Annotated in this window: 29 protein-coding genes, 4 tRNA genes and 1 pseudogene; 16 read left to right on the top strand and 18 right to left on the bottom strand. The window is 71.9% G+C overall.

Going from position 1 to position 24047, the window contains the following annotated elements; all coding sequences use genetic code 11:
* Positions 1 to 122: 122 nt before the first annotated feature.
* Positions 123 to 347 (bottom strand): hypothetical protein, encoded by a 225-nt coding sequence (locus tag AC2A1K_RS34195; protein WP_483900811.1) that lies wholly within the window; start codon positions 345 to 347, stop codon positions 123 to 125.
* 47 nt (positions 348 to 394) lie between these two features.
* On the bottom strand, positions 395 to 1942 hold the full coding sequence (locus AC2A1K_RS34190) for an MFS transporter (protein ID WP_483900810.1): 1548 nt from the start codon (positions 1940 to 1942) through the stop codon (positions 395 to 397).
* A gap of 85 nt (positions 1943 to 2027) precedes the next feature.
* On the opposite strand from AC2A1K_RS34190, the gene AC2A1K_RS34185 reads away from it, so the two are divergent.
* From AC2A1K_RS34185 to AC2A1K_RS34175, 3 genes are all read left to right on the top strand, one after another.
* The gene (locus AC2A1K_RS34185; RefSeq protein ID WP_483900809.1) at positions 2028 to 2660 is read left to right on the top strand and encodes a VOC family protein; all 633 of its coding nucleotides are present in this window, start codon (positions 2028 to 2030) and stop codon (positions 2658 to 2660) included.
* Between the two features lie 158 nt (positions 2661 to 2818).
* A complete protein-coding gene (locus AC2A1K_RS34180; protein ID WP_483900808.1) occupies positions 2819 to 3511 on the top strand; it encodes a DUF899 domain-containing protein in 693 nt (230 codons plus the stop codon).
* A 531-nt stretch (positions 3512 to 4042) separates the two neighbouring features.
* Positions 4043 to 4918: an EthD domain-containing protein gene (locus AC2A1K_RS34175; protein WP_483900807.1), complete on the top strand. Its 876-nt coding sequence runs from the start codon at positions 4043 to 4045 to the stop codon at positions 4916 to 4918.
* A 970-nt stretch (positions 4919 to 5888) separates the two neighbouring features.
* Here AC2A1K_RS34175 and AC2A1K_RS34170 read toward each other — a convergent pair.
* Positions 5889 to 6125 (bottom strand): hypothetical protein, encoded by a 237-nt coding sequence (locus AC2A1K_RS34170; protein WP_483900806.1) that lies wholly within the window; start codon positions 6123 to 6125, stop codon positions 5889 to 5891.
* Between the two features lie 441 nt (positions 6126 to 6566).
* Positions 6567 to 6908, bottom strand: a complete 342-nt coding sequence (locus AC2A1K_RS34165; protein WP_483900805.1) for an SLOG family protein — start codon at positions 6906 to 6908, stop codon at positions 6567 to 6569.
* A 741-nt stretch (positions 6909 to 7649) separates the two neighbouring features.
* Between AC2A1K_RS34165 and AC2A1K_RS34160 the strand changes: the two genes are divergently transcribed.
* Together AC2A1K_RS34160 and AC2A1K_RS34155 are read left to right on the top strand one after the other, a co-directional pair.
* Positions 7650 to 8831, top strand: coding sequence for a hypothetical protein (locus tag AC2A1K_RS34160; RefSeq protein WP_483900804.1), 1182 nt, complete (start codon positions 7650 to 7652; stop codon positions 8829 to 8831).
* Positions 8832 to 8841: 10 nt separating this feature from the next.
* Positions 8842 to 9396, top strand: a complete 555-nt coding sequence (locus tag AC2A1K_RS34155) for an HD domain-containing protein (RefSeq protein WP_483900803.1) — start codon at positions 8842 to 8844, stop codon at positions 9394 to 9396.
* On the opposite strand, the gene AC2A1K_RS34150 is transcribed toward AC2A1K_RS34155, so the two are convergent.
* The 3 genes from AC2A1K_RS34150 to AC2A1K_RS34140 form a co-directional block, all read right to left on the bottom strand.
* Entirely contained in the window at positions 9393 to 9866 is a 474-nt protein-coding gene (locus AC2A1K_RS34150; protein ID WP_483900802.1) for an NUDIX hydrolase, read from the bottom strand. The two genes, AC2A1K_RS34155 and AC2A1K_RS34150, sit on opposite strands and share 4 nt — an antisense overlap.
* 51 nt (positions 9867 to 9917) lie before the next feature.
* Positions 9918 to 11840: a S9 family peptidase gene (locus AC2A1K_RS34145; protein ID WP_483900801.1), complete on the bottom strand. Its 1923-nt coding sequence runs from the start codon at positions 11838 to 11840 to the stop codon at positions 9918 to 9920.
* A 168-nt stretch (positions 11841 to 12008) separates the two neighbouring features.
* Positions 12009 to 12770, bottom strand: a complete 762-nt coding sequence (locus AC2A1K_RS34140) for an XRE family transcriptional regulator (protein WP_483900800.1) — start codon at positions 12768 to 12770, stop codon at positions 12009 to 12011.
* A gap of 161 nt (positions 12771 to 12931) precedes the next feature.
* Here AC2A1K_RS34140 and AC2A1K_RS34135 point away from each other — a divergent pair, with 161 nt between their 5' ends.
* From AC2A1K_RS34135 to AC2A1K_RS34105, 7 genes are read left to right on the top strand one after another with little or no spacing between them, the layout of a single operon-like run.
* On the top strand, positions 12932 to 13342 hold the full coding sequence (locus AC2A1K_RS34135) for a hypothetical protein (RefSeq protein WP_483900799.1): 411 nt from the start codon (positions 12932 to 12934) through the stop codon (positions 13340 to 13342).
* 3 nt (positions 13343 to 13345) lie between these two features.
* A complete protein-coding gene (locus AC2A1K_RS34130) occupies positions 13346 to 13702 on the top strand; it encodes a WhiB family transcriptional regulator (protein ID WP_483900798.1) in 357 nt (118 codons plus the stop codon).
* Positions 13702 to 14961 (top strand): hypothetical protein, encoded by a 1260-nt coding sequence (locus AC2A1K_RS34125; RefSeq protein WP_483900797.1) that lies wholly within the window; start codon positions 13702 to 13704, stop codon positions 14959 to 14961. The genes AC2A1K_RS34130 and AC2A1K_RS34125 overlap by 1 nt, the downstream gene beginning before the upstream one ends.
* Positions 14958 to 15185: a hypothetical protein gene (locus AC2A1K_RS34120; protein WP_483900796.1), complete on the top strand. Its 228-nt coding sequence runs from the start codon at positions 14958 to 14960 to the stop codon at positions 15183 to 15185. Before AC2A1K_RS34125 ends, AC2A1K_RS34120 begins: the two co-directional genes overlap by 4 nt.
* Positions 15182 to 15529: a hypothetical protein gene (locus AC2A1K_RS34115; protein WP_483900795.1), complete on the top strand. Its 348-nt coding sequence runs from the start codon at positions 15182 to 15184 to the stop codon at positions 15527 to 15529. The genes AC2A1K_RS34120 and AC2A1K_RS34115 overlap by 4 nt, the downstream gene beginning before the upstream one ends.
* A gap of 3 nt (positions 15530 to 15532) precedes the next feature.
* Positions 15533 to 15718, top strand: coding sequence for a helix-turn-helix domain-containing protein (locus AC2A1K_RS34110; protein ID WP_483900794.1), 186 nt, complete (start codon positions 15533 to 15535; stop codon positions 15716 to 15718).
* Positions 15718 to 16971 carry a tyrosine-type recombinase/integrase gene (locus AC2A1K_RS34105; RefSeq protein ID WP_483900812.1) on the top strand — a complete coding sequence of 418 codons (1254 nt, stop codon included), beginning with the start codon at positions 15718 to 15720 and terminating at the stop codon, positions 16969 to 16971. Before AC2A1K_RS34110 ends, AC2A1K_RS34105 begins: the two co-directional genes overlap by 1 nt.
* Positions 16972 to 17065: 94 nt before the next feature.
* On the opposite strand, the gene AC2A1K_RS34100 is transcribed toward AC2A1K_RS34105, so the two are convergent.
* From AC2A1K_RS34100 to AC2A1K_RS34085, 4 genes are all read right to left on the bottom strand, one after another.
* Positions 17066 to 17137 (bottom strand) — tRNA-Val (locus AC2A1K_RS34100).
* A 23-nt stretch (positions 17138 to 17160) separates the two neighbouring features.
* Positions 17161 to 17661, bottom strand: a complete 501-nt coding sequence (locus tag AC2A1K_RS34095) for a TIGR02611 family protein (RefSeq protein ID WP_483900793.1) — start codon at positions 17659 to 17661, stop codon at positions 17161 to 17163.
* Positions 17658 to 18518 (bottom strand): anti-sigma factor domain-containing protein, encoded by an 861-nt coding sequence (locus AC2A1K_RS34090; RefSeq protein WP_483900792.1) that lies wholly within the window; start codon positions 18516 to 18518, stop codon positions 17658 to 17660. The genes AC2A1K_RS34095 and AC2A1K_RS34090 overlap by 4 nt, the downstream gene beginning before the upstream one ends.
* Positions 18515 to 19087, bottom strand: a complete 573-nt coding sequence (locus AC2A1K_RS34085) for an RNA polymerase sigma factor (protein ID WP_483900791.1) — start codon at positions 19085 to 19087, stop codon at positions 18515 to 18517. The genes AC2A1K_RS34090 and AC2A1K_RS34085 overlap by 4 nt, the downstream gene beginning before the upstream one ends.
* Before the next feature lie 301 nt (positions 19088 to 19388).
* On the opposite strand from AC2A1K_RS34085, the gene AC2A1K_RS34080 reads away from it, so the two are divergent.
* The 4 genes from AC2A1K_RS34080 to AC2A1K_RS34065 all read left to right on the top strand — a co-directional run bounded on the left by AC2A1K_RS34080 (position 19389) and on the right by AC2A1K_RS34065 (position 20195).
* The gene (locus tag AC2A1K_RS34080; protein ID WP_483900790.1) at positions 19389 to 19814 is read left to right on the top strand and encodes an SsgA family sporulation/cell division regulator; all 426 of its coding nucleotides are present in this window, start codon (positions 19389 to 19391) and stop codon (positions 19812 to 19814) included.
* Positions 19815 to 19920: 106 nt separating this feature from the next.
* Positions 19921 to 19993, top strand: a tRNA-Gly gene (locus AC2A1K_RS34075).
* 54 nt (positions 19994 to 20047) lie between these two features.
* A tRNA-Cys gene (locus AC2A1K_RS34070) sits at positions 20048 to 20119 on the top strand.
* Position 20120: 1 nt separating this feature from the next.
* Positions 20121 to 20195 (top strand) — tRNA-Val (locus AC2A1K_RS34065).
* Between the two features lie 93 nt (positions 20196 to 20288).
* On the opposite strand, the gene AC2A1K_RS34060 is transcribed toward AC2A1K_RS34065, so the two are convergent.
* The 7 genes and pseudogenes from AC2A1K_RS34060 to AC2A1K_RS34030 all read right to left on the bottom strand — a co-directional run bounded on the left by AC2A1K_RS34060 (position 20289) and on the right by AC2A1K_RS34030 (position 23923).
* Positions 20289 to 20969 carry a tyrosine-type recombinase/integrase gene (locus AC2A1K_RS34060; protein ID WP_483900789.1) on the bottom strand — a complete coding sequence of 227 codons (681 nt, stop codon included), beginning with the start codon at positions 20967 to 20969 and terminating at the stop codon, positions 20289 to 20291.
* 122 nt (positions 20970 to 21091) lie between these two features.
* Positions 21092 to 21523, bottom strand: a pseudogene (locus AC2A1K_RS34055) (hypothetical protein); the annotation flags it as partial.
* Positions 21523 to 21708: a helix-turn-helix domain-containing protein gene (locus AC2A1K_RS34050; RefSeq protein WP_483900788.1), complete on the bottom strand. Its 186-nt coding sequence runs from the start codon at positions 21706 to 21708 to the stop codon at positions 21523 to 21525. The pseudogene AC2A1K_RS34055 and the gene AC2A1K_RS34050, both read right to left, overlap by 1 nt.
* Before the next feature lies 1 nt (position 21709).
* Positions 21710 to 22060, bottom strand: a complete 351-nt coding sequence (locus tag AC2A1K_RS34045) for a hypothetical protein (RefSeq protein WP_483900787.1) — start codon at positions 22058 to 22060, stop codon at positions 21710 to 21712.
* Positions 22057 to 22287, bottom strand: coding sequence for a hypothetical protein (locus AC2A1K_RS34040; protein ID WP_483900786.1), 231 nt, complete (start codon positions 22285 to 22287; stop codon positions 22057 to 22059). The genes AC2A1K_RS34045 and AC2A1K_RS34040 overlap by 4 nt, the downstream gene beginning before the upstream one ends.
* On the bottom strand, positions 22284 to 23543 hold the full coding sequence (locus AC2A1K_RS34035; RefSeq protein WP_483900785.1) for an FtsK/SpoIIIE domain-containing protein: 1260 nt from the start codon (positions 23541 to 23543) through the stop codon (positions 22284 to 22286). Before AC2A1K_RS34035 ends, AC2A1K_RS34040 begins: the two co-directional genes overlap by 4 nt.
* Positions 23543 to 23923, bottom strand: a complete 381-nt coding sequence (locus AC2A1K_RS34030; RefSeq protein WP_483900784.1) for a WhiB family transcriptional regulator — start codon at positions 23921 to 23923, stop codon at positions 23543 to 23545. The genes AC2A1K_RS34035 and AC2A1K_RS34030 overlap by 1 nt, the downstream gene beginning before the upstream one ends.
* Positions 23924 to 24047 lie beyond the last annotated feature (124 nt).

The following is a 24047-nucleotide window of genomic DNA, read 5'->3' as shown; positions in this document are numbered from 1 at the left end:
CAGCTCCCGAGCGAACACCTCCGCGGGCCGTGCCATCGCCCACCACCTCCGGCGACAGCCTCCCGACTCACAAGATCCTGATCAAGCCCAGGGATACGACGCCGACGTTGCTTGATGCAGCACTAGCCGTTCTCCCGCTGGCGCCGGCTGCGCATCAGCACCAGCGCCACGCCGACCACCAGCGTGGCCGCCAGGGCGAGCGTGAAGATCGCCCACGGCAGCAACGAGCCGGTGGCGATGGCGAACGCCCCGAAGTACAGGGTGACCAGCGCGTAGAGCACGACCTGCAGACGGCACAGGAACCGGTTGCGGTCGGTGTCGCGCGGCGGCCACGTGAAGCCCGGCATGGCGGCACCGTAGCCGGTGCCGCCGCGCCGTCGGGTTGCGGCCGTCCTCAAGCCGGCGCGGGCTCGTTCCGCATCTCCTCGTGGGGCTGGGCGGCCGCCGGCGCGGTCACCGGGACGTGCCGGAACGCGACGGTCGCGACGACCGCGAGGGCGGCGAAGACGACCGCGCCGACCGTGGCCGCCACACCGAGGCCCGCGGTGAACGCCGACTCGACCGCCCCGGCAAGCGCGGGCGTCGGGCCGGCGGCGGCCACCTCGGTGATGCCCGCGCGGGCCGCCTCCGCGAGCGGGGCCGGCGTGCCGGCCGGGACGACGAGGACGTCGCGGTAGACGGCCGTGGCCAGGCTCCCGAGCGTCGCCACCCCGAGGGCGATGCCCAGCTCGCCGCTGGTCTCCGAGAGCGCGCCGGCCGAGCCCGCCTTCTCCTCGGGCACCGAGCCGACGAGCAGGTCGGTGCCGAGCGCGGTCGGGAGCGCGATGCCGACCGACGCGAGCAGGAAGCCCGCGAGCAGCACGACCGTGCTGCCGCCCGCACCGGCGCCGAGCAGGCCGACGACCGCGAGCCCCACGCCACCGATCACCAGGCCGGCCGCCGTCACGCGGGCCGGGCGGATCGTGCGCGCGAGGCGCGGGGCGAGCAGGGAGGCCGCCACCATCGCGGCCTGCAGCGGCGCGAGCACCAGGCCGACCGTGAGCACCGACAGGCCGGCGACGAGCTGCAGGTAGAGCGTGAGCAGCAGGAACGTGCCGGCCATGACCACGCCGCCGCCGAGGTTGATGCCCAGCGCACCGGCCGGGGCGCGGTGGCGGAACAGGCGCAGATCGAGCAGCGGGTCGTCGAGGCGGAGCTGGCGACGGACGAACAGCACGCCGAGTCCGGTCCCGACGGCCAGCGCCACGAGCGCGCCGGACTCCGGACCCGAGGCCGCCAGCGACTTGAGACCGTGCACCACGGACAGCACGGCGCCGAGCGAGAGCGCGACGCTGGCCAGGTCGAGGCGCCCCGCGGCGGTGTCGCGCGACTCGGGCAGCAGCATCGGGCCGACCACCAGCAACAGCACCATCACCGGTACGCCCATGAGGAAGGCCGCGCCCCACCAGAACGCCTCGAGCAGCGCCCCGCCCACCAGCGGGCCGACCGTCATCCCACCCATGAAGCAGCTCATCCAGATCGAGATGGCGGTGCCGCGCGCCCGAGGGTCGGGGAACATGGTGCGGATCAGGCCGAGCGTCGAGGGCATCAGCGTCGCCCCCGCGACGCCGAGCAGCGCGCGGGTCGCGACCAGCATCGCCGGCCCGGTCGAGAACGCCGCGGCCACCGACGCGACCCCGAACGCCGCGGCCCCGATGAGCAGGAGCCGGCGACGCCCGATGCGGTCGCCGAGCGTGCCCATCGTCACGAGAAAGCCGGCGATCATGAAGCCGTAGACGTCCATCGCCCAGAGCTGCGCGGTCGGCCCGAGGTCGAGGTCCGCGGACAGGGCGGGGAGCGCGAGGTACAGCACGCTCATGTCGAGCGAGAGCAGCAGCGTCGGGAGCGCCAGGACGGCGAGCCCGACCCACGCGCGGCGTCCCGTGGTCGCGGGGGAAGTCATGGGCGGGCACACTAGCAGCGTTAGTCCTAAGTAACAACTTATAGATTGCTTTCTCGGATTTACCCTGCTCGGTACCGTCACCGCTGTGCCTCCCGCGCCCGCCGTCGACCACCTCGTCGTCGCCGCCCAGGACCTCGTTCACGGCGTCCCGGCACTCGAAGCGACGCTCGGGGTCCGTCTCGCGACCGGCGGCCGGCACGACTCGTTCGGCACGCACAACGCCCTGCTGGCGCTGGGCGGGAGCACCTACCTCGAGCTCATCGCCGTCGACCCCGGCGCGCCGCCTCCACCTCGCCCGCGATGGTTCGGCCTCGACACCCCCGACGTCCGAGCACGCCTCGCCGACGGCCCGCGGCTCCTGCACTGGGTGGCACGGCCGACGGTGCTCCCGCCGGGTCCTGACCGCCACGGCGAGCGCCTCCACCTCTCCCGCGACGCGCTCTCGTGGACGGTCACCGTGCCGGCCGACGGGTCGCTGCCGGGGGACGGGAGCGGTCTCGTCCCGTCGCTCATCGGGTGGGACGGCGCGCATCCCTCCGATGCGCTCGAGGACGTCGGCGTCCGGCTGGAGCGCCTCGTCCTGTCCACGCCGGACGCCCCGACACTGCGCCGGCGACTCGCGGCGCTCGGGCTCTCGGGATGCGTCACGGTGGCCGACGGTCCCCCCGCGCTCCGGGCGGAACTCCGGACACCGACCGGGTCGGTCGTCCTCGGCTGACCAACCTATGAAGCCGAAGTCGAGTGGGGTTCGAGCGGCTCCGGGCGTGCGGGGTCGACTCGGGGCCGGTCGGCCCGAGTCGAGCGCCCGGTTGCGTGTCCTTACTGATTAAGTACCATTTAGTACACAAATCGCACTAAGGAGGAGGAGGTCTCACGATGACGTCCTTGCCCCTGCCCGACTCCGCCCTGCCGCCCGTGGTGTCGCCCACGGAGTGGCGCGAGGCGCACCAGGCCCTGCTGGTCGAGGAGAAGGAGTTCACGCGCGCCGGGGACGCCCTCGCCGCGCAGCGCCGCCGCATGCCGATGGTTCGCATCGACGCGGAGTACCGCTTCGTCGGCCCGGGGGGCGAGGTCGGCCTGCTCGACCTGTTCGAGGGCCGCCGTCAGCTGCTGGTCTACCGCTTCTTCTACGACTCCGATGTGAACGGCTGGCCCGACAAGGGCTGCCCCGGCTGCTCCTACTTGGCCGACCACGTGCCGCACCTGGCCCATCTCCACGCCTGGGACACCAGCTTCGCAATGGTGTCGCCCGCGAGCCAGGACCAGATCGTCAGGCTCAAGACGCACATGGGCTGGGAGGTGACGCCCTGGTACACGCTGATCGGCGACGACTTCAGCCGCGACTTCGACGTCCCCGAGATGTTCGGGGTCAACGTCTTCCTGCGCGACGACCACGACCGCGTCTACCGGACCTACTTCGTCACCGGCCGCGGCGTGGAGCCGATGCTGCCGACGCTGGCGATGCTCGACCTCACGGCGCTCGGACGGCAGGAGACCTGGGAGGACACGCCGCAGGGCCGGCCCCAGCTCCCTCCGTACCGCGCGCAGCGTCACGACGAGTACATCTGACCGGCCCGGCGAGCTCCTCGCGGCGCATCACGTCGAGCTGGGCGTCGTTGTAGAGCTCGCCCACGGCCGTGGTGACGACCTCGCCGGCGAGCCGGGGGCGCCGCGGGCCGTCGGCCGCCGCGGCGGACACGATGCTCGGGACGCCGGCGTAGACCTCGCGGACGGCAGGCACCATCCGCGCGGCCAGGTCCTCGCGCGCGGCCCCGTCGGCGTCGGCGGGCAGCGCGTCGAACCCGTCGAAGGTCGCGTCCCGCGCCGCCCGCCCAGGAGGTCGGCGAAGGCCCGGATGCCGTTCGGTCCGAGCCCGGCTCATGACGACCCTGAACGACCGGTCCGCGTCCGAGAGCCCGGCGCCGCGCGTCACCCGGCCCAGCTCGGGGGGCAGGTCGGTCGGCGTGGACTGCGTCAGGATCGCCCCGAGCTCGACCCGCGCGCGCCGGAGCCGGTCCTTGTCTCGGTCGGCGGGACGCGCTCTTGGTCGAGCGCCCGCCGCCAGTGAGGCTGTGAGCCCCGTCACCGTGGAGGTGCGCCATGGCCGATGCCCTCACCCTCGTCATGCCGCTACGCAAGAAGGAGGCGATGAGCGTCGCCGCCTTCCGCCAGTACTGGCTCGACGTGCACGTCACCCTGCCCGCCCGCTACCCCGGCCTGCGCAGCGTGTTCCTGCACCTGGTGTCCTTCGCGGGCTCGCGGTGGCCCGCCGTCGACGGGGTGTCGCCCGCGCCGGACGAGGCCGACGAGTTCCACGGCGTGCCCGAGGCGACGTTCGCCGCGCTGGATGATCTCGCCACGTTCCAGGCCGCGTCGCACTACCAGATGGTCGACGGCGTCAACTTCCTCTCCGAGATGCTCGCCTACCCCAGCCTCGGCGCCCACTCCGAGACGCTCGTCGACACCACCGACCCGGTGCCCGACGGCCACGACGGCCTGCTGCGGCACCTGCTGTTCCTGCGCCGGCGGCCCGACGTGGACGTCGCGACGTTCCGCGCGTGGGTGGCCGAGGACTTCGCCCCGGCCCTGGCGGCGCACGCGCGCAAGGTGCGCCGCCACCTGCTCGACGAGATCGAGGTGTCCCTCGACCACCCGGGCACGGTGATGTCGAAACCGCCGGAGCGCCAGTACCAGGCGTGCGTGGAGGTGGCGCTGGCCGACGCCGCGGCGCTCGGGGCACTGGCGGCGTCGGACGCGTGGGTGAAGATCGCCGACGGGGTGCGGGACCACTGCGCGGCGGTGCACGCGCCGCTCGTGGAGCGCTGCATCGCGACCCGTCACGACGGGCGCATCACCCTCGCCGGGCTACGCGGGGTCACCGTCGCGGATCTGATCACGGAGCTCCACGCGGAGAACCAGATGAACCCGGCCGTTTCTCGGATCTTCGTGCAGGACGACGGCCTGCTGCCGGCCTGAGACGGCGACGGCCCGACCCCATGACCCGGGATCGGATCTCTGACCGGCGGTGGGCGGCCGAGGCGCTGCATTGATCTTGCTCGGCGGCGGTGGTACCCGGAAGCGAGCGGTCCTCCACGACTTCGCTCTGTGGCTGAGCCTCCCCGCGGCGGCCGTGCGGCTGGGCTCGTCGAACGCCTGCCTCGATCGCGGGTACAGATTCAGCGCCCCCTGCACCCCGCCGTCGGTGGACAGCTGGGTGGAGGCGAGCGCGTGGAAGCCGGCTTCCACCACGGAGGGCGAGAACCGCGGCCACCGGTGCCCGTCGTCACCGCCGAGGTCCTGGGCGACGACCAGCCCGTGCTCCGGCGGGTCCTCGATCGCCTGGATGCAGGGCCCCTCCCGCAACTCGGACTGCGTCTCGTCGAGCTTGTGGATCAGGTCGCAGGTCGGGTGGCGGGTCTCGATACGCCCGTGCTCGGTCATCGAGATGCTGCCCGCGTCGACCGCGGGGATGATGTCCACCGCAGCGCGCACGATCTGGGCGAGGGTCTGTTCGAGGTCGCGGATGCTGCGTCGCTGGGCCAGCCCACGCCCGGCGGTACGTGGGCGAGGACGAGCTGTTCGTTCTGGTCGAAGTCCATCCGTGGTCCCACCTTCAGCTGGAGCTGTGGGGACACGGGGCCCAGCACCTCGAAGGTGTGGGCGCGCGGCAGAGCCGAAGCGACATGCACTTCGCTCCACCCCCGCACCGCGAGCGGTGACCGGGGGACGCACATGAAGGACGGGACCACTGGACACGCACCAGCTGGCGCCGAGCGACGTCCCGAGTCCGCTCGCGGGTCGTTGGTTCGACCCGCGACCCTGACCCTACCGCCAGCGGTGGGCGCGCTCGCCGCGTCACGGTCGTGGCTTGCTCGCGGCGATCGAGCGAAGGCAGCTGCAGACCCTGACACATGGGGGTTGAGCGGCCTCGGACGATCCTCTGCGATCAGAACACGTCGTGGGCATCGCGCCGCCGCGCGAGCCGGGCGTGGAGTACCAGCCCGGTGACGCCGTCGACGACCACCGGGGACTCGGAGGCCCGCATCAGCCCCCGCTGGATCTCCCTCTCGCGGTCGAGTTCCTCGGCGAAACCCGGCGCACGTTCAGTCAGTACTGGCGGGCAATGGTCGAGCAACAGCTCGTCGCAGGTGCGACACATGCAGGGCCTCCGGCCGATCGTCACGCGGTGGTCACCCCTGAGGGGCGGTGGTGCGTGTCGGCATGGCTCGAAGGGGTGAACCGGACCCGGCAGTTGTCCTAGACGTCACCCTACGCGTAACACGCCGAGCCTCTGGGGCCCTCTCCCCCGGCCGCGCGGGCTCTGCCCCTGCCGGGCCGCCCGCGCGGGAGGCAAGCGCCCCTCCCGTCGTGGGCGGCTGCATCGACCTTCGCCGGACACGACGAAGGCCCTGGCCTCAGCGCCGTGTAGGGCTGTGACCAGGGCCTTTGCTGGTGGGCGATACTGGGATCGAACCAGTGACCTCTTCGGTGTGAATCAACCCCTGCCGTCACGGCAGTTGTCAAGACGTGCCGCCGATCCCGCGCCGACCTGGCCATCTCGACCGTCCCGGACCAGGGCGAACGAGTCCGTACGCGGAGCCGCGCTGCCTTATCGCTGCCTGGGTCACCACCCGTACGTCGGGACGCCAGCGGCGCGGCTCATCTCGCTCAGGGCGTGCGGGCCGGCCATGTCGCGGAACGCCAGGCACGCATCTGCCCCCGCCTCGATCATCCGCCGATGCCGACACGGGACGACACAGCCTGCGGGCTGGTCCCAGTCGAACGCCCACCGCTCCACCCGTCCGCCCCAGTGCGCCCAGCAGCGCACGGCCAGGTCCTCGGCGCCCTCCGGGCACGCCCCGGTGACAAGGACGGCGACGGGCTCCCACACCAGCGACAGCGCCGCCATCACGGTGCGCCAGTCGGTCCAGAACTTCGACCCCGTCACCAGCACTCGCATGCCCATCGCGGCCACCTCCGAGGTGTCGACCAGGCGCGGGGTGTCGTCGCGCGCTCTGGGTGGAGCCCGTCCCGGCTCCACCGCGCATGCGGGCGCTTCGGCCGTCGGAGGCTCGCCAGCAAGGGAGGGAGCAAACGATCTTCACCGGCCCGTCGTCCTGACCTGTCGCCGTCGTGTGCTGTGCGCCGGTGAAGATGGTTTGCGGCCCTTGCTGGTGAGGGACGGTCGTACAAGCTCGCGCGACGACACCCCGCCCACCGGCGAAGCCGGTTCCGTCGTCGTTCTCGGCCCCGCGGCCCTGAGCCGGCCCGGCCACCGCCGGCCCGACGCGTGGACCCTTATCCCTGCCGAGTCGCCGGCTGCCCTCGTCGTCGCCCTGGTGGTCGTGCCGCTCGCTGCGTCGTCCTGGCCCGGCCCCCGGGTCGGGCGCGCGCCCCGGGTCGAAGACAGGAGGGGAAGCGTGCCCGGCCCGAAGGGGCCGGGCACCGGCGCGCCAGCGCCGGCCCTGACCGCCGGTGGTGCTCGATGAGCGCGCCGGCTCTCGGTAAAGGGGCAATAGGTCTTCGCCGGGACCGTCGGCGCCGGGAAGGCACTGGCCCGCGGCCCGCCGAGAAGATCGCAGCCGCGCGCGCCGGTCGGGATCAGCGGTGGACGCGTCGGCGTCAGCTTCGTCGCATCACCCAGCTGCGCCGCTGCCACAACTGCGGGCACGCTACGACCGCGGCGGAGTCAGGTCCGACGCTCGGGGTGATCACCAACCCGGACGGCTCCCGTTCCGCGGCCTACGGCGGGCTGACCACGTGCGGGTCGGTGTGGGCGTGCCCGGTGTGCGCCGGGAAGATCGCTACCCGCCGCGCGGATGACCTCGCGACGGTGATGCGCGCGGTCGACGACGGCGGTGGGTCGGCGTTCATGCTCACCCTGACCATGCGACACGACCGCGATGACTGCCTGGGTCTGTCCCGCGAGGACCGGTCCCGGCGCGCCGAGCTCGAGGACCGCGCCGCGATGCGCGACGTGGCCGAGGCCAACGGCTGGGACGTCGACGAGCGCGCCGCTGAGGCCGAGGAGATCGAACTCGCCGACATCCACGCCCGCGAGGGCGTGTGGGACGTGCTTGGCTATGCCTGGTCGGCGGTTACCTCCGGGTCGGTGTGGACCAAGGACGCCGAGAGCTTCGGCGGGCTGCTCGGCTGGGCACGGGCGGTCGAGGCCACCTGGTCGGAGCGCAACGGGTGGCACCTGCACATCCACGTCCTGCTCTGCTTCGGCGAGCAGGTCTCCGCCGACCTCGTCGCCGCGAGCGTGGGCGCCCGGACGTTCGGCCGCTGGCGGCGCGCCCTGGAGCGCAAGGGCTACTCCGCGTCCGAGGAACACGGCTGGGACCTGCGCCGCGCCCAGCTCGGCGACGGCGACCTGGCCGACTACTTCGTCAAGATGGCCCACGAGGTCACCAGCGGCCACCGCAAGGAGAGCAAGGGGTCCCGTGGTGGTCGTACCCCGATGCAGCTGCTCGGCGAGGCCGTCGACACCTACGAGGTCGACGCCCTGGCGCGCTGGTGGGAGTGGGAACGCGCTTCCGAGGGCCGGCGTCAGCTCACCTGGTCCACCGGCCGCCGCGACCTGCGCGCCTTCGCCGGGCTCGGGCGCGAAGCCACCGACGAAGAGATCGCCGACGAGGACCAGGACGCCGACGTCCGCCTCGGCCTCACCGCCGACGGCTGGGACTGGCTACGGCGCACCCAGCGCGAACCCGAGCTGCTCACCGTCGCCGAGACCGGAGGCCTCGACGCCGCCCGACACTGGCTCCACCGCCACGGCCTCACCTGGACCGAAGCGACACCATCACCAGGGCCGCCACCCGAGATCATCCAGCCCTACGGCTGGCGCACCGATGCCCGCGCTGTCCTCCCTCGCGCCCGCTTCTAGAGTCGCGGGTATGCAGGAGCGTCCCGGCCCGACCGCCGCCGCGGACCTCGCACGCCGCCTTCTCGCTCCTCTCGGCGCACGCTGGGAGCACACGCAACAGGTCGCCCGACGTGCCGCCGAGCTGGCCCCGGCGGTGCCGGAAGACGAGCGGGACCTTCTGATCGTCGCCGCCTGGTGGCACGACCTCGGGTACGCCCCGGAGCTGGTCCAGACCGGCTTCCACCCGATCGACGGGGCGCGCTACCTCGCCGCCCAGGGCCACTCCCCCCGCCTGTGTGCCCTGGTCGCGCACCACTCAGCCGCCACCTATGAGGCCGAGGAACGCGGGCTCACCGAGGAGCTGGCCGACTGGCCCCGCGAAGAGGGCGCGGTCGCGGACGCACTCTGGACCGCGGACATGACCACCGGCCCTCGCGGGCAACGCTTCGACTACGCCGAGCGCCTGGCCGAAATACTCGCCCGCTACGAACCCGACTCCATCGTCGGCCGCGCCATGAGCCGCGCCCAACCCGACATCGCCGCCGCCATCCAGCGGACCGGCCAACGCCTCGCGGCGGTGGCTTAGACGATCTCTGGGCTCGTCGCCCCGCTGAGCGCCGCCTCGATGCGCCGGCGCATCGTGGGATGGATCGACAGCTCCGCAACCTCGGCCGGCTCGACCCAGCGTGCCGCCTTCGTCTCCGTGCCATCCTCCCGAGGCTCGCCCGAGACGTACCGAGCGTGGAAGCACACCGAGAACTCCTGGCGGACCTCGCCATCGTCGTAGGCCATGACGTGACCGGGGTCGGTGTAGATGCCGACGAGCCCCGTCACTTCGACGCGTACGCCCGTCTCCTCCTCGACCTCGCGCACTGCCGCCTGCCGGACTGACTCCCCCAGGTCCATGGCTCCTCCGGGCAACGCCCAATAGCCGTTGTCGATCTTATGAATGAGGAGAAGGCGACCATCGTCGTGTCGAACAGCCGCCGTCACAGAGGGAACCAGGCTGTTGGCTGCTGGAGCGGCCGGGTCGTCGTAGTAGTCGATACGGGCCACAGGACCATCATGCCTACGTTCGCACCTTGAGCGCAGCTGTGAGGTCGAGGGTCAGACGTAGCGTTGCATCCAGTCCAGAAGAGCTTCGTTCTGGGCACGGCGATGGGTCAGCGGCCCGAGGAGCGATCCAGCGTGGCCAGTGTTCGGGAAGCGCAGCATCTCAGCGGGGACGCCTTGAGCCTTGAGTACGGCGTAGAACTGCTCGGTCTGCTCGGGCGGGCTTCGGTGGTCGTTCTCGTGCTGGAGGAATAGCGTCGGCGTGGTGCAGCGGTGAGCATCGAAGACCGGGGAGCTGCGCCGGTAAGCATCGAACCGTTCGTGGGGTGGCCCGCCCATTGAGGTGTGTCCGACAAAGATACCCAAATCGCTGCTACCGTAGATGCTGAAGAAGTTGAACAACGGGTTTTCCGGACTCGCGGCTTTGAACCGGTCGGTGCGTGATATCAGGGCCCCGGTCAGGGTGGCGCCGCCGGAGACGCCAAAGACTCCGAGCCGCCTGGAATCGGCCAGGCCCTGGTGGATGGCGTGGTCGGTGCCAGCGATGAGGTCCTTGTAGTCGAGGTTACCCCAGTCCTGGTTGATGGCGGTCGCGAAGGCGTCGCCATAACCCGTGGAGCCGCGGTGGTTGAGGAACAACAGCCCGTAGCCGGCGCCCGCGAGCATGAGGAAGTCGAAGGCGAATGTGTGGCCCCAGCCGGCGTGGGGTCCGCCGTGGATCGACAGCAACGTCGGGTGGGGTCGACTTCCTCGCGGCGGTTCCAGATACCACCCCTCGACTCTCGTACCGTCCTCGCTCGTGACCTCCAGGGCACGCAGCTCGGGAAGTTCGAGCTGAGAAAGCAAGTCATCGTTGAGCCGAGTGAGCCGTTGCTCGGTCTCGGTGGAGGTGTCGTAGAGGACTAGGTCGCCAGGGAGGTGCGGGGTGAACATCGCGCAGAGCAAGCGCTCCTCGCGGAGGGCGATTGGAGCGCACAGGCGCGGCCCGGAGAGCACCGGTCGACATTCCCCATCGCCGTTGAGGGGGACCTCGACGACGTGGACCTCGCCGCCGCACTGAGCAGCGACGTAGGCGTAGCGCGAGTTCTCGGAGACGCATACGCCGCCGACGGTGAGCCCGACCGAGGGCAGGTCGGACGCCAGCCGACCGCCGACGTCGCTGTCGAGGTCCTGGGTCAGACGGTTGTTGCGTCCCGTGGAGGGGTCGTGGACCCACATGTCCGAGCGGGTGCCCGGAAGGCGGCCGATCTCGCTCGTCAGCATGTAGACGATGCGACCATCAGGGCAAACCGTGTGCCCGGCGACGACACCGCCTCGGGCTATGTCGCTGACTGTGCCGTCGAGGTCGACACGCCGCAGGCGGGTCTCACGCTCGATGGTGGCGGGGTCGAACGAGGAAGTGAACACCAGTGATCGGCCGTCCGGATCCCAGCGAGGTTCGGCGTTGAGTAGGGCGTCGTCGGTCAGCTGGGTGCTCTGGCCGGTGGCGAGGTCGAGGACGTAGATCTCGTGGAGCTGGTCGTCGACGAGCCCGAGTCCCTCGGCATGCCAGAGCGGACGGCGGACTCTGTAGGGGACCGACGCGTCACGGGGCTCGCCAGAGCCGTGGGCGCTGAAAGCAACGCGAGTGCCGTCAGGCGACCAGACGGGCCCACCAGTCACGCCGCGCGGCATCGCAGTCACCGCGCGGGCCTCGCCGCCAGTGAGCGGCAGCACGAACAGCTGTGGCAACCCGTCCCGAGTGGACACGAACGCCACCTCGTCACCGTCCGGGGAGATCGCCGGGGCGGTGTTGACGGCGTCCACGTGGGTCAACGGACGCTGCTCGCCGGTGACAACGTCGAGAAAGACCAGGTCGACGTGGTCGGTGTTCGCCTCGACGTCACTGCGAATCACCGCCATGACCGCCCAGTCGCCAGCAGGTGAGAGATCGGCGCCGGTCACGAACCGGAATCGAAACAGGTCATCGGGCTCCACCGGCCTACGGGCCACAGCCGGGCTCGCGACCCCGGCCGAGCATGAGGAGGCAGCCGACGCGGGCTCGGCCTGTGAACTCACAGCCGAGAGGGTCGGTCATCCGGCCGTCCGGTGTCGAGCGTCATCGCTGTCGGCGAACGCCACTGTGGGGTCTAGCCGCTCGTCCCATCATCCGTTTGGAGACGCTGCTGATCGATGCCTCGTGGCCGCCTTCCACACTTCCTCGAACGAGTGCATGTAGTGATCCCAGGTTCGACCACCCGGTACCCGGCGTAGATGCAAGACCGGCGACTGACCGGCGGGCGCGCCCCACGCGTGGCCGTTGACGAGTAGGTCCTGGTCGAAGCGGAACAGCGAGTTGTAGAGCGTCGTGTCGTGGCTGCGCACTTCGACGCCGCGGACGTCCTCGACGTCACGCAGGTAGCGCCGGTGAAGCTGGATGCGACCCTGCAGCCCGCCGGTGGTGCCTTCCTCCTCGGCGCGGAGCGCGACGGCCGGCGACGTCTCGTCGCCGAGGAGAATTCGGACCCGAACTCCCGCGGCGGCCTTCTCGCGGATGACCGCGGTGAAGTCGTACTGCTCGAAAAGGAACGAGCCGGCGTAGACGAGGATGTCGATAGCCTCGCGGGCGTTGGTGATGAGCTGGGTCCAGGTGTCGTGCGGGATCGAGGCGCGCGTCGGGTGCATCTCCAGCAGCTCGGCAACGCTCGCGGACTGCGTGGCCGGCGAGTCCAGGACCTCGGGCCAGATGTACGCCTCGTCCACGCTCAGCGCGCCGGCCACCGCGACCCGGTGTGTGCGGTGCGGGAGCCGGCCCTTGGTGATCCAGCGTTCGACGGTCTTGGCGTCCACCCCGACGTGCTCGGCCAGATCGGCCGGACGCATGCCCGCCGAGACGATCGAGCCGCGGAGGCGCTGGTTCGTCGACATAGGGACCCCAAGGGACGTTCGATCACGTTCGGGGACACTTTAACTCCCTGAGGACGTCCCGTCACGTCCCTTCTTGGTGGTGCTGGTGTCCCCCGCGTCCGACGTCTCCTGGTGATGCACAGCACGAACGGCCACGCCGCCCATCACCAGGAGCCAACGACATGCCTTACGACATCTCCGCACCGATCGACACCAGCCGCCTCGACGCCGTCGCCACCGGCCACGGCGCGACCATGGAGCGCTGGGAGGACACCCCGACCGGTCGCCGGTCGTCCGGTCAGCCGCTGATCGACGAAGCCACCGGCGCACCGGTCCGCATCTGGGACGTGATGCTGCCGACCGGCCGCGACGGCCGCCACGAACTGCACGGCGTCCGCGTCGCCTCCCACGAGGTACCCGAGCTCGCGCCCTACTCCCCCGTCGAGATCGTCGGGCTCTGGGTCCGCGTCAAGCCCGCACGCAACGGCGGCAAGGGCGTCGAGGTCAGCTTCTCCGCCGAGTCCATCCGCCCGGCGACCGACGCCGCGCCCGCCACCCGGCGCCGCTCGCCCGACACCTCCGAGGCGGCGTAGGTCATGGGCTGGCAGACGCACGCGGCCTGCCGCGACACCGATCCCGAGCTGTTCTTTCCACCTTCCGACGATGACGCCAGCACGATCGTCGCCCGCCATCGCATCGCTGCTGCTCCGATCTGCGGGCGCTGCCCGGTCGCCACCGAGTGCCTGCGCTGGGCCCTCGACACCGGCCAGGACCACGGCCTGTGGGCCGCCACCACCCCCACCGACCGCCGCGCCATCCGCCGCGCCCGCCTGGCCGGCGTCCCCGACCCGCTCGCCGACGCCGAACCCATGTGCTCCGGCTGCGCGCTGCTGTTCCCCATGCCCGCCGTGGACGGCGCCCTGTGCGCCGCCTGCATCGAGAGGAGCGCCTGATGCCCGCCCTCGAGCACGTCCGCCCCCTCGAGCACCGCTCCGGGCACACCGACGGTCCCGGCGCTCACGGGTTCCTCGGCCGGCTGCGCCGCCGCCGCCTCCAGCGCGAGCACGACGCGTCGGTGGTCTGCTTCGCCAACGCCCTGCGCGGGGTGTTCCGCGACGCCTGCGCCGGGATCGGCCTGTGCCAGTACGTCTCGGTCGCCGCCGGGATCACCGTGCGCACCCCGCGGGTCGGTGAGGTCCGCCTCGGGCCGCCCACCTCGTTCACCGTCGAGCTGATGGCCGGCCAGGAACCGGCCGACTTCACCACCAACGACCGCGCCGCGCGCCTGGCCCACACCCTCGGCGCCCACGGCCTGCGCGTCGAACCGATCGCCGGACGCTGGGTCCGCATCCACCTGCTCGACGCCGACCCGCTGCGCGAGGGCTTCGGCCTGCCCTCCCTCGCCGTCGCCACCGGCGCCGAGTCCGTGATCCTCGGGCGCACCGAGGACGCCACCACCCTCGGCCACGCGATCGCCGACCCCGCCCACCTCGGCGTCCAGGGCCAGAACGGGTCAGGCAAGTCCGCGTTCTGCTACGGGCTCCTGTCTCAGCTCGCGGCCGCCCCTGACGTCCTCGTGACCGGCTCGGACATCACCGGGCTCCTGCTCGGCCGCGCCTGGGACGGCACCGCCCACCGACCGCACCAGGTCACCGGCACCGGCGACATCGCCGCGCACGCGGTCCTGCTGGAGGACCTCGTGGCCGAGATGGACCGCCGGCTGGAGACCATCCCGGCCCGCCGGGACACGATCGAACCCACGCCGGCCACGCCGACCGTGCTCATCGTCCTGGAGGAGTTCCCCGGCCTGCTCCGAGCCGCCGACGGACTGCCCAAGCCCAAGCGCGGCGAGGGCGTGCCGGTCGGCGAGCGCATCCGCTCCGCCGTCCTGCGGCTCCTCAGTGAGGGACGCAAGGCGGCGTTCCGGGTCTTGATGCTGGCCCAGCGGTTCGAGGCCACCGCCGTCGGCGGCGGCTACGCCCGCGACCAGTTCGCCCTCCGGCTCTCCTTCCGCGTCCCGGCGGACTCACTGGAGATGCTCCACGGCACCGACGCCCGGCCCCTCGGGCCCGAGCACGCCAACGCCGACCCCGGCGTCGCCTACCTGTCCGGGCTCGGCCGCGACTGCGAACGCATCCGGGTGCCCTACCTCGGCGGCTACGGCGAGTACGTCGACCGCGTCCAGCGCTTCGGACGGCGGGCCGAGTCATGAACCTGCTCGCCATCGTCATCATCGCCGGCCTCGTCACCGCCCTCCTGATCAAGAGCCACCGCGCCGCACCCGCGCTCGTCTCCGGCGTCGTGACCCTCGTGCTCCTGTTCGCGGCCTTCCCCACCCTCGGCCCGGCCGTCACGTCCTCCGCCGGCGAGTTCGCCCACCAGCTCGGCGCCGCCACCGACCGCGCCGCCGACGTCCCACCCGAGGAGACCCGATGAACCCCGCCCTCACACGGCACGTCGACCAAGCCGCCGAGGCGATCCGCGCGGCCAACCACGCCACCCTCGGCCCCGTCACCGGCCCCGACGCCTACGCCGTCGTCGGGAGCCTCGCCGAACTGGCCCACCGGCTACCGCAGCTCCTCGACTACCTCACCCGGTCCGTGCACAGGGCCGACCCCGCCAAGCACTACGACGACCGCGGCCACGACCCGATCGGCGCCCTGTTCGCCGTCCAGGACGACCTCCGGGACGCCGACGCCCCCGCCAGGACGCTCGCCGGCCATCTCGACCGCGCCTACACCCACCTCGGCCACCTCGGCCGACACATCACGGAGGACTGAACGATGGAAGTGCTGACGTACACCGTGGACGAGGTCGCCCGGATGCTCGGCTCGTCGCGCGGGCTCACCTACCAGGCGGTCCGCAACGGCGAGATTCCGGCGGTCCGGATGGGCCGGCGCTGGTACATCCCGCGCGACCGCTTCCACGCGTGGATCAACGGGCGCACGAGCGAACGGAGGGCCGCTTGATGGGGTTCGTCCGCAAGACCAGCAACGGCCGGTGGAAGGCGTTCTGGCGCGATCCCGTGGGTGATCAGCGCTCGAAGACCCTCACGACGAAGAAGGACGCGAACGCCTTCATCGCCGAGATCGAGACCGCCAAGACCCGCGGACTCTACGTGTCGCCCCACGCCGGCCGGACCACCTTCGCCGAGCACGCCAACGCCTGGATGGCGACCTGGAACACCGAGGACACCACGGCTGCCCGGGATCGCTCGATCATGAGGACGCACGTCCTGCCGCAGTGGGGCGCCTGGCAGCTTGCCAAGATCGACCACCTGTCCGTCCAGTCCTGGGTCACGGAGCTGGGCCGCCGCCGTGCGCGTGCCACCGTCGCCGAGGCACATCGGCTCACGTCGGCCGTCATGCGCTCGGCCGTCCGGAACCGGCTCATCGCCTTCAACCCCGCGGTGGATGTCCGTATCCCGAAGCGCCGGAAGACCGACACCGACGAGCGGATCATCAGCCGTCACGACCTGCGCCATGTGCTGCTGCCCGCCGTGCCCGAGCGACACCGCGCGCTGGTCGCCACGGCAGCCGGCGCCGGGCTGCGCTGGGGTGAGGCCGCCGGCCTCATGGCCGACGCGGTGGACCTCGACGCAGCGACGCTCACCGTCATCCGCACCGTCGTGGAGGTCGCCGGGCACCGGTCCTTCAAGCCCTATCCGAAGTCCCGCGCGGGCCGGCGGGACGTCCCGCTCCCGTCCTGGGTCCGGAGCCTGATCCGTGATCACCTCCGGCGGTGGCCCACTCCCCCGACGTCGCCGCTGTTCGCGAACGAGCTGGACGGGCCGCTCGGCCGTACTGCGTTCCGCGCCCGTATCTGGCGTCCCTCGCTGGTACGCGCCGGGATGATCGGCGCCGTCCGACCCGCGGACGACGGCTTCCTTGCCGTCTGGACCGACCGTGACGGCGTCGAGTGCACGCTGCGCGCTCGCACCTACTACCTGGCCGTCATGGAGGTCGCCCGGCGCCATCACGGCGGGATGCGCTTCCACGATCTCCGCCACTCCTACGCGACATGGCTCGTCGACGACGGCGTCCCGCCGAACATGGTCCAGCGCGTCATGGGCCACGAACGCGCCTCGACGACCCTCGACCTCTACACCCGCCGGACCGCCAACACCGACCGCATCCTCGCGGCGCTCGACGACGACGATCCCGACGAGGACGACCCCGACGACGGGGACGAGGGCGCGGCCGGCGTCCGGGTGCCGGTATGACCCTCGCTGCCTACACGCTGCCTGTCGCGGCCCCGATCATGACGAAGGCCCTGGTCTGGGGCTCGGACGAGCCTGTGACCAGGGCCTTTGTGCGTGGGCGATACTGGGATCGAACCAGTGACCTCTTCGGTGTGAACGAAGCGCTCTCCCCCTGAGCTAATCGCCCGCAGCGCCTCCGAGCCTAGACCATCAGACGATCGGGCTCTGCAGCCAGGTCCAGTGCCCGAGGCCGACGAGTTTCGCCACGAGGTACGGCGCGCCGAGGAGCCAGAGGGTCACGAGCACGACGGCGCAGGTGAGCAGCGCCAGCAGACCCTTGACCACGATGCTCTGCTGGCTGACCCACACCATCCACCGGTCGTAGTGGTACCGCGCGAAGTGCAGGAGCCGGCCCGCCCAGTGGAACTCCGTCGCGAGGATGCCGAGACCCGCGAAGACGATGAGCCACCCGGGGCCGGGGTACGGGATCGCGATGATGCCGAGGATCAGCACGAGGCCACCGAAGATCCCGATGCCCATCCGCCAGGCCTTGTTGACCTTCGGTCGGGCGCGCACCCGGGCCCGGAAGTGACGCACCCGGGTGCGCAGGGTGCGGTGCCTCGGCGGTGGCGTCACGGTCGGCTCGTCAGGTGGCGACGACGGGGGCGGCGACTGCGCGGTCGCGGTCGACTGCTCGCCCGATTCGCTCAACGTCCCACCTGCCCACTCGCGACGACCCTTGTCGGCGAGGCGGGCGCCGTCCGGCCGGGCTCGAGTGACACCGCGAACCCGGCATACGGCACCGCCTCGGGGGCCGAGGGTACGGAACGGACGTCCGGGCCCTGGCCCCCGACGTCGAACGTCCCGAGCGGCTGCGGGGTTCCTTCGGCCAGACCCCACAGGACGTAGACCTCGGCGCCGGTGTCGTTGGGGCCGAGCCCCGTGGTCAGCACCCGCCGGCCGGTGCCGTCGTCGACGACGAGGCCGACGATCCCGCCCTGGGCCCCGGCGAGCACCGCGTGCGGCACCCCGGGGGTGCCGGCGTCGTGCAGGAGGTCGGCGACCGCCGCCTCGCGCTCGGCCTGGGCGGCGGCCGCGGCCTGGGCGCTGTCGCGCTCGGCGCGCAGCGACTGGTTGGCGGCGGTCAGCCCGCCGATCGCGGCGACGACGAGAACGACCGCCGCCGCGGCGATCCATCGCGTGGCACGCCGGCGCGGCGCGAGGGGGACGACGGTCGCGTCGCGCTTCTCGTCCGGCTCGACCTCGGGAGCGGCCGCCGAACCGCCGACCTCCGGGGCGTCGGCCCCGGGACCGGACTCGGCCTCCACGGCGTCGAGCAGCTGCTGGCGCAGGCGCGCCGGCGGGTCGACCGGGACGACCGCGCCGCCGATGTCGCCGAGGATCGCGGAGGTGTCGTCGACGGTCTGCCGACAGGTCGGACAGGTCTCGAGGTGTGGCTCGAAGGCCGCCGCCTCGTCGGCGTCGAGGGTGTGCAGGGCCCAGCCGACGGCGAGAGCGTCGTGCTCGCCGGTGTGGGCGGCGTGTCCGTCGGGGGCGCGGTGAGTCATCGCTCCTCCCCCTCCACCTCGACCTGTGGGCCCAGGATCGCCCGCAGCTTCTGCGTCCCGGCGAACATCCGGGACTTCACCGTGCCCAGCGGGACGCCGACGAGGCTCGCGACCTCCCGCTGCGTGTAGCCACCGAAGTAGGCGAGAGCCAGGGCCTCGCGCTGGTCGGCCGGCAGGTCGGTGAGCGCGTCGCGGACCTTGCCCGCGACGACCGCCCCGAGCGCCGCCTGGTCCGCGCCGGGCCCGGGCGGGAGGTTCCAGTCCTCGCCGTCGGAGCTCGGCGGAGCCGTGCGCTTGCGGCGGGTCGCCTCGCGGCGCACGGCGTCGACGGCCCGGTGGTGCACGAGCGTCAGGAGCCAGCTCGACACGGCTCCGCGGGCGGGGTCGAAGCGGCCCGGATCGCGCCACACCACGAGGAAAACTTCCTGCACGACGTCCTCCGCCAACGACTCGTCCACGCAGATACGACGGGCGAGCGAGTACGCGGGACGTCCGAAGCGGTCGTAGAGCTGCGCGAGGGCTTCCGCGCTCTGTTCGCCGATTCGTTCGAGCAATGTGGCATCAGTCACACCAGTGAACCGGTTGTCGTCACTCTCCGGAGTCACCTCGGGGACTCCGCGCGACGCGTCCGTCACTGGTCGACACTCTCCTCCGGTGTGCGTGTCCGGGCCGGACGTGCGTCAGGCTAGTGCTCCCGGGGCAGGGGTGGACGCCCGGCCGGGGAGGGTGGTTCGTTACGGAACCGAACCGGGTAAGCGCTCGTCCGAGTGCTCGTCCGGTGTGATGCATGCGTGAGCCGGGTGAACCGGCGTCACAGGGTCGTCCGCCAGTCGTTTCCCCCGACGACAGCAGCGTGCGAAAGGCAGCCTCATGCTCAACGACCACACGACGATCCGCTCCACGGCGGTCTTCGACCTCGTCGGCCCGCCGAACCCGCCCGTGCCCGTCCAGGTCGAGATGCGGTACGACACGCGCGACCCGTACGCCGTGCAGGCGGCGTTCCGCACCGGTCGCGCGGGATGGGTGGAATGGGTCTTCTCCCGCGACCTCCTCACCGACGGGCTCCTCGGTGCGGCCGGCGCCGGCGACGTCCGAATCCGCCCGGCGGACGGCGACGCCGAGTCCATCGAGATCGAGCTCAGCTCCCCCTCGGGTCACGCCACCTTCCGCGCCGCGAGCCGCGAGGTGTCGGAGTTCCTGACCCGCACCCACGAGATCGTCGCGCCCGGCTGCGAGGACGACTGGCTGGACCTCGAGCACGCCCTGGGCCTGCTGCTGTCGAGCGACCCGAGCTGACACGCACCCCCCGGCCAACGCGGGGGACGCACGATGCAGTAGTGTTCTCTTCGTCGGCAACGGCGGGTCGGACAGCCGAAAGTAGTCCGAAACCCGCCGGCCACACGCGGACGTAGCGCAGTTGGTAGCGCATCACCTTGCCAAGGTGAGGGTCGCGGGTTCGAGTCCCGTCGTCCGCTCGGGAGGCTCCTCGCCTACTTCTCCATGGTGAGCCGGAAGACCTCCGGAAGCCTGGCGCAGTGGCCGAGTGGCTTAGGCAAGGGCCTGCAAAGCCCTGTACGCGGGTTCGATTCCCGCCTGCGCCTCGGGCGATTAGCTCAGTGGGAGAGCACTACCTTGACACGGTAGGGGTCACTGGTTCAATCCCAGTATCGCCCACCACAAAGGCCCTGGTCACAGCCCCGCAAGGGGCGCCGACCAGGGCCTTTCGGTGTTCCCGGGGCCGCCGAGGCAGCGAGCAGGCAGCAGACAGGCTCACCGCGGCCCCCGCTCGTCGTCGGTCCCCTGGTCTCCGTCGTCCTTGTCGTTGAGGGCGCGGAGCACGCGGTCGGAGTCGTTCGTGCGGTGGGTGTAGAGGTCCATCGTCGTCGAGGACTTCTCGTGCCCCATGACGCGCTGGACCATGTTCGGCGGCACCCCGTCGTCCACGAGCCAGGTCGCGTAGGAGTGCCGGAGGTCGTGGAAGCGGAGCCCGCCGGCCTGGTGTCGGGCGACGTGGCTGACCGCAGCCGCGTAGGTGGGCAACGTCTCGCTGTGCTTGTCCTCGGTGTCGTCGGTCCACTCGGCGACGAACGATCCATCCTCGACCGCCCGGACGGAGCCGAGCAGGCCCGCCCGCACGAGCGAGGGTCGCCAGACCCGCGTGCGGAAGCTCGTCCGCCGGTGCGCTCCCCCGAGCTCGTTGGCGAACACCGGCCAGCGGGGATCGTTCGGCCACTGCTCCAGGTGCTCGCGGATGAGCGGAACGAGCCACGACGGCAGGGGGACCGTGCGCCGGCCCGCGCTCGACTTGGGGAACGGCTTGAACGACGTGTTCCCGTTGACCTCGATGACGGTCCGCACGACCGAGAGCGCCGGCCGCTCGAGGTCGAGGGCGTCGAGCCGGAGCCCGGCCACCTCACCCCAGCGCAGCCCGGTGCCGCCGGCCGTCGCCACCAGCGCACGGTGCGGGCGGGGACCGCCGGGAGCAGAACGGCCCGGAAGTCGGGTCGGCTGATGATCCGTTCATCGGTGTCACGCCGGCGGACCTGCGGCAGTCGCACGCCCTCCCCCGGATTGGTCATGATCAGGCGGTTCCGGACGGCCGAGCGCATCACGCCCATGAAGAGCTGATGGCATCGCGAGACGGTGTGTGGTGAGCGCCGCTCCCCCACCGCGGTCAGCCAGCGCTGCACCGACAGGTGGTCGATCTTGCCCAGCGGCCACGCCTCCCACTGCGGGAGCACGTGGGTCCGCATCACCGAGTGGTCACGCGCGGTCGTCGTCGCGCCGTTGTTCCAGGTCGCCGTCCACTCCGCGGCGTGCGCACCGAACGTGGTTCGTCCGGCGTGGGGTGAGACGTAGAGACCGCGGCTCTTGGCCGTCTCGGTCTCGGCCAGGAAGGCGTTCGCGTCCTTCTTCGTGGGGAACGTCTTCGAGCGCTGGTCACCGAGCGGGTCGCGCCAGAACGCCTTCCACCGGCCCGTGTCGGTCTTGCGGACGAATCCCATCAGGCCGCCGTCCTCTCGGCGCGCTGCCCGTTGAGCCAGGTGTGGAAGCGCTCGCGCGGGATGTACCAGCGCCGGCCCATCCGCACCGCGGGAATCTCGCCCCGGCGGACCCCGTCATAAGCGACGCCGCGTGAGCAGCCGAGGAGGCGGGCGACCTCGTCGACGCTGTAGGTCAGGACGTCCATCTCAATCCTCCGTCAGGTGTCGGCCGAGGTGGCCGAGGTGGTTGTGGGCCTGATCGAGCTGGTGGGCGACGTCCTCGACCAGGCCGCGGGCATCGGTGAGGTGGCTGTAGGCGTGCCGGAGCGCGCCAGCCGGGTCGACGCCACGGTCTTCGTAGTGCTCGGCCCGGTCGGCGCGACTCAGACCGCGGGCAAGGAAGTCGATGACCTGCGGGAGCCGGTGGACGAGCTCGGCGAGGTTCCCGACGACGGTGTAAGTCTCCGGGCCGTCGAGAGCGCCGCGCATGGTCATGTGGTTGGCGCTGCGGACCGCGTCGGCGGCGCGCTCGATGTCGCGGGCGACGAGGTTGGTCATCGCTGCACCTCCTCGGGTGGGACGTCGGCGGCGCGGTCGGTGGCGGCGCCGAGCTGGCGGGCGAACTCGCCGGCCGAGGACGTGACGGCCGGGCCGAGGGTGGGGAAGGCCGCGAACAGGAGCACGAGGGTCACGACGCCGGAGACGAGCGCGGGCGCGGCGCGGTGGCTCTTGATCAGGAGGGCGGTGACGAGGCCGGCGATGACGACGATCGCGAGCAGGTTCACGACTCGGCCCGCCGTCCGAAGCGCTGGACGCGGTCGACGTACTCGCCGTAGCCGCCGAGGTAGGGCACCCGGATGCGTTCGCAGTCGCGGCCGAGCCCGGACAGGTAGGCGACGCCGGGGTCGGCGTTGGCGTGCTCGGGCCCGAGGGGCCGGGCGTCGGTGCCGTGGAGCATCTCCAGTGAGTCCGCCGGCACCCGGAAGGAGAGCCGGAGGGCGAACTGGTCGCGGGCGTAGCCGCCGCCGACGGCGGTGGCCTCGAACCGCTGGGCCAGCATCAAGACCCGGAACGCCGCCTTGCGTCCCTCACTGAGGAGCCGCAGGACGGCGGAGCGGATGCGATCGCCGACCGGCACGCCCTCGCCGCGCGTGGGCTTGGGCAGTCCGTCGGCGGCGCGGAGCAGGCCGGGGAACTCCTCCAGGACGACGAGCACGGTCGGCGTGGCCGGCGTGGGTTCGATCGTGTCCCGGCGGGCCGGGATGGTCTCCAGCCGGCGGTCCATCTCGGCCACGAGGTCTTCGAGCAGGTCCGCGTGCGCCGCGATCTCTACCGTGCCGACGACCTGGTGTGCTCGGTGGGCGGTGCCGTCCCAGGCCCGGCCGAGCAGCAGGCCGGTGATGTCCGAGCCGGTGATCAGGACGTCGGGGGCGGCGGCGAGCTGGGAGAGCAGCCCGTTGGCGAACTGGGTCTTGCCCGAGCCGTTCTGCCCCTGCACCGCGAGATGGCCGGCCTCGGAGAGGGCATGGCCAAGGGCCAGGCCGTCCTCGGTCCGACCAATGATCACCGGGTCGTAGACCGAGGCCAGCGTCAGCGAGGGCAGGTTGAAACCGTCGCGCAGCGGGTCGTGATCGAGCAGGTGCAGCCGCACCCAGCGTCCGGCGATCGGCTCGACCCGGAGCCCGTGGGCGCCGAGGGTGTGGGCCAGGCGCGCGGCGCGGTCCTTGGTAGTGAAGTCGGCCGGTTCCTGGCCGGCCATCAGCTCGACGGTGAACGACGTGGGCGGGCCGAGCCGGACCTCACCGACCCGCGGGGTCCTGACGGTGACCCCGGCGGCGACCGAGACGTACTGGCACAGGCCGATCCCCGCGCACGCGTCACGGAACACCCCACGCAGCGCGTTGGCGAAGCAGACCACGGAGGCCTCGTGCTCGCGCTGGGCTCGGCGACGGCGCAGCCGGCCGAGGAACCCGTGAGCGCCGGGACCGTCGGTGCGCCCGGAGCGGTGCTCGAGGGGACGGACGTGCTCGAGGGCGGGCATCACGCCACTCCCCTTTCCTGGCAACGCCAGCACATCGACCCGTCCACGACCGGCACACCGAAGAGCAGGGAGCAGCCCGGGCACATCGGGTCGCGGTCGATCTCGGGGTCGGGCTCGCCGGCCGCCCGAGCGCGTCGGATCGCGCGCAGCTCCGCCGGGGAGCGTCCGGCCCAGATGCCGTAGTTCTGCCCGGACTCGACCGCGTACGTCAGGCACTCGCGTCGAACCGGGCACCGCCCGCAGACCTCGCCGGTGGCGATGAGGGCACGGGCGTTCGCCCGGGTGCTGTAGTCCTGTGACGCGGGGAAGAACAGCTCCGGGTCGACGTCCCGACAGGCGGCGCCCGCCTGCCACTCCAGCCCGACCACGCGCCGGCGCATCACGCCCTACCTTCAGAGGTGCGGCCGGAGCTGGTGTTGGCTCCGGGTGTGCAGGCGGAGCGGGGATGGCTTCCATCAGAGCTGCCGTCAATGGCCGTAGGCTGCTGTTCCCCCCGCTCTGCCC

This window comes from Actinomycetospora sp. 2LY8.5 (assembly GCF_057180585.1).
The sequence above is the reverse complement of the archived record's forward strand: the minus strand, read 5'-3'. Positions and strand labels throughout refer to the sequence as shown.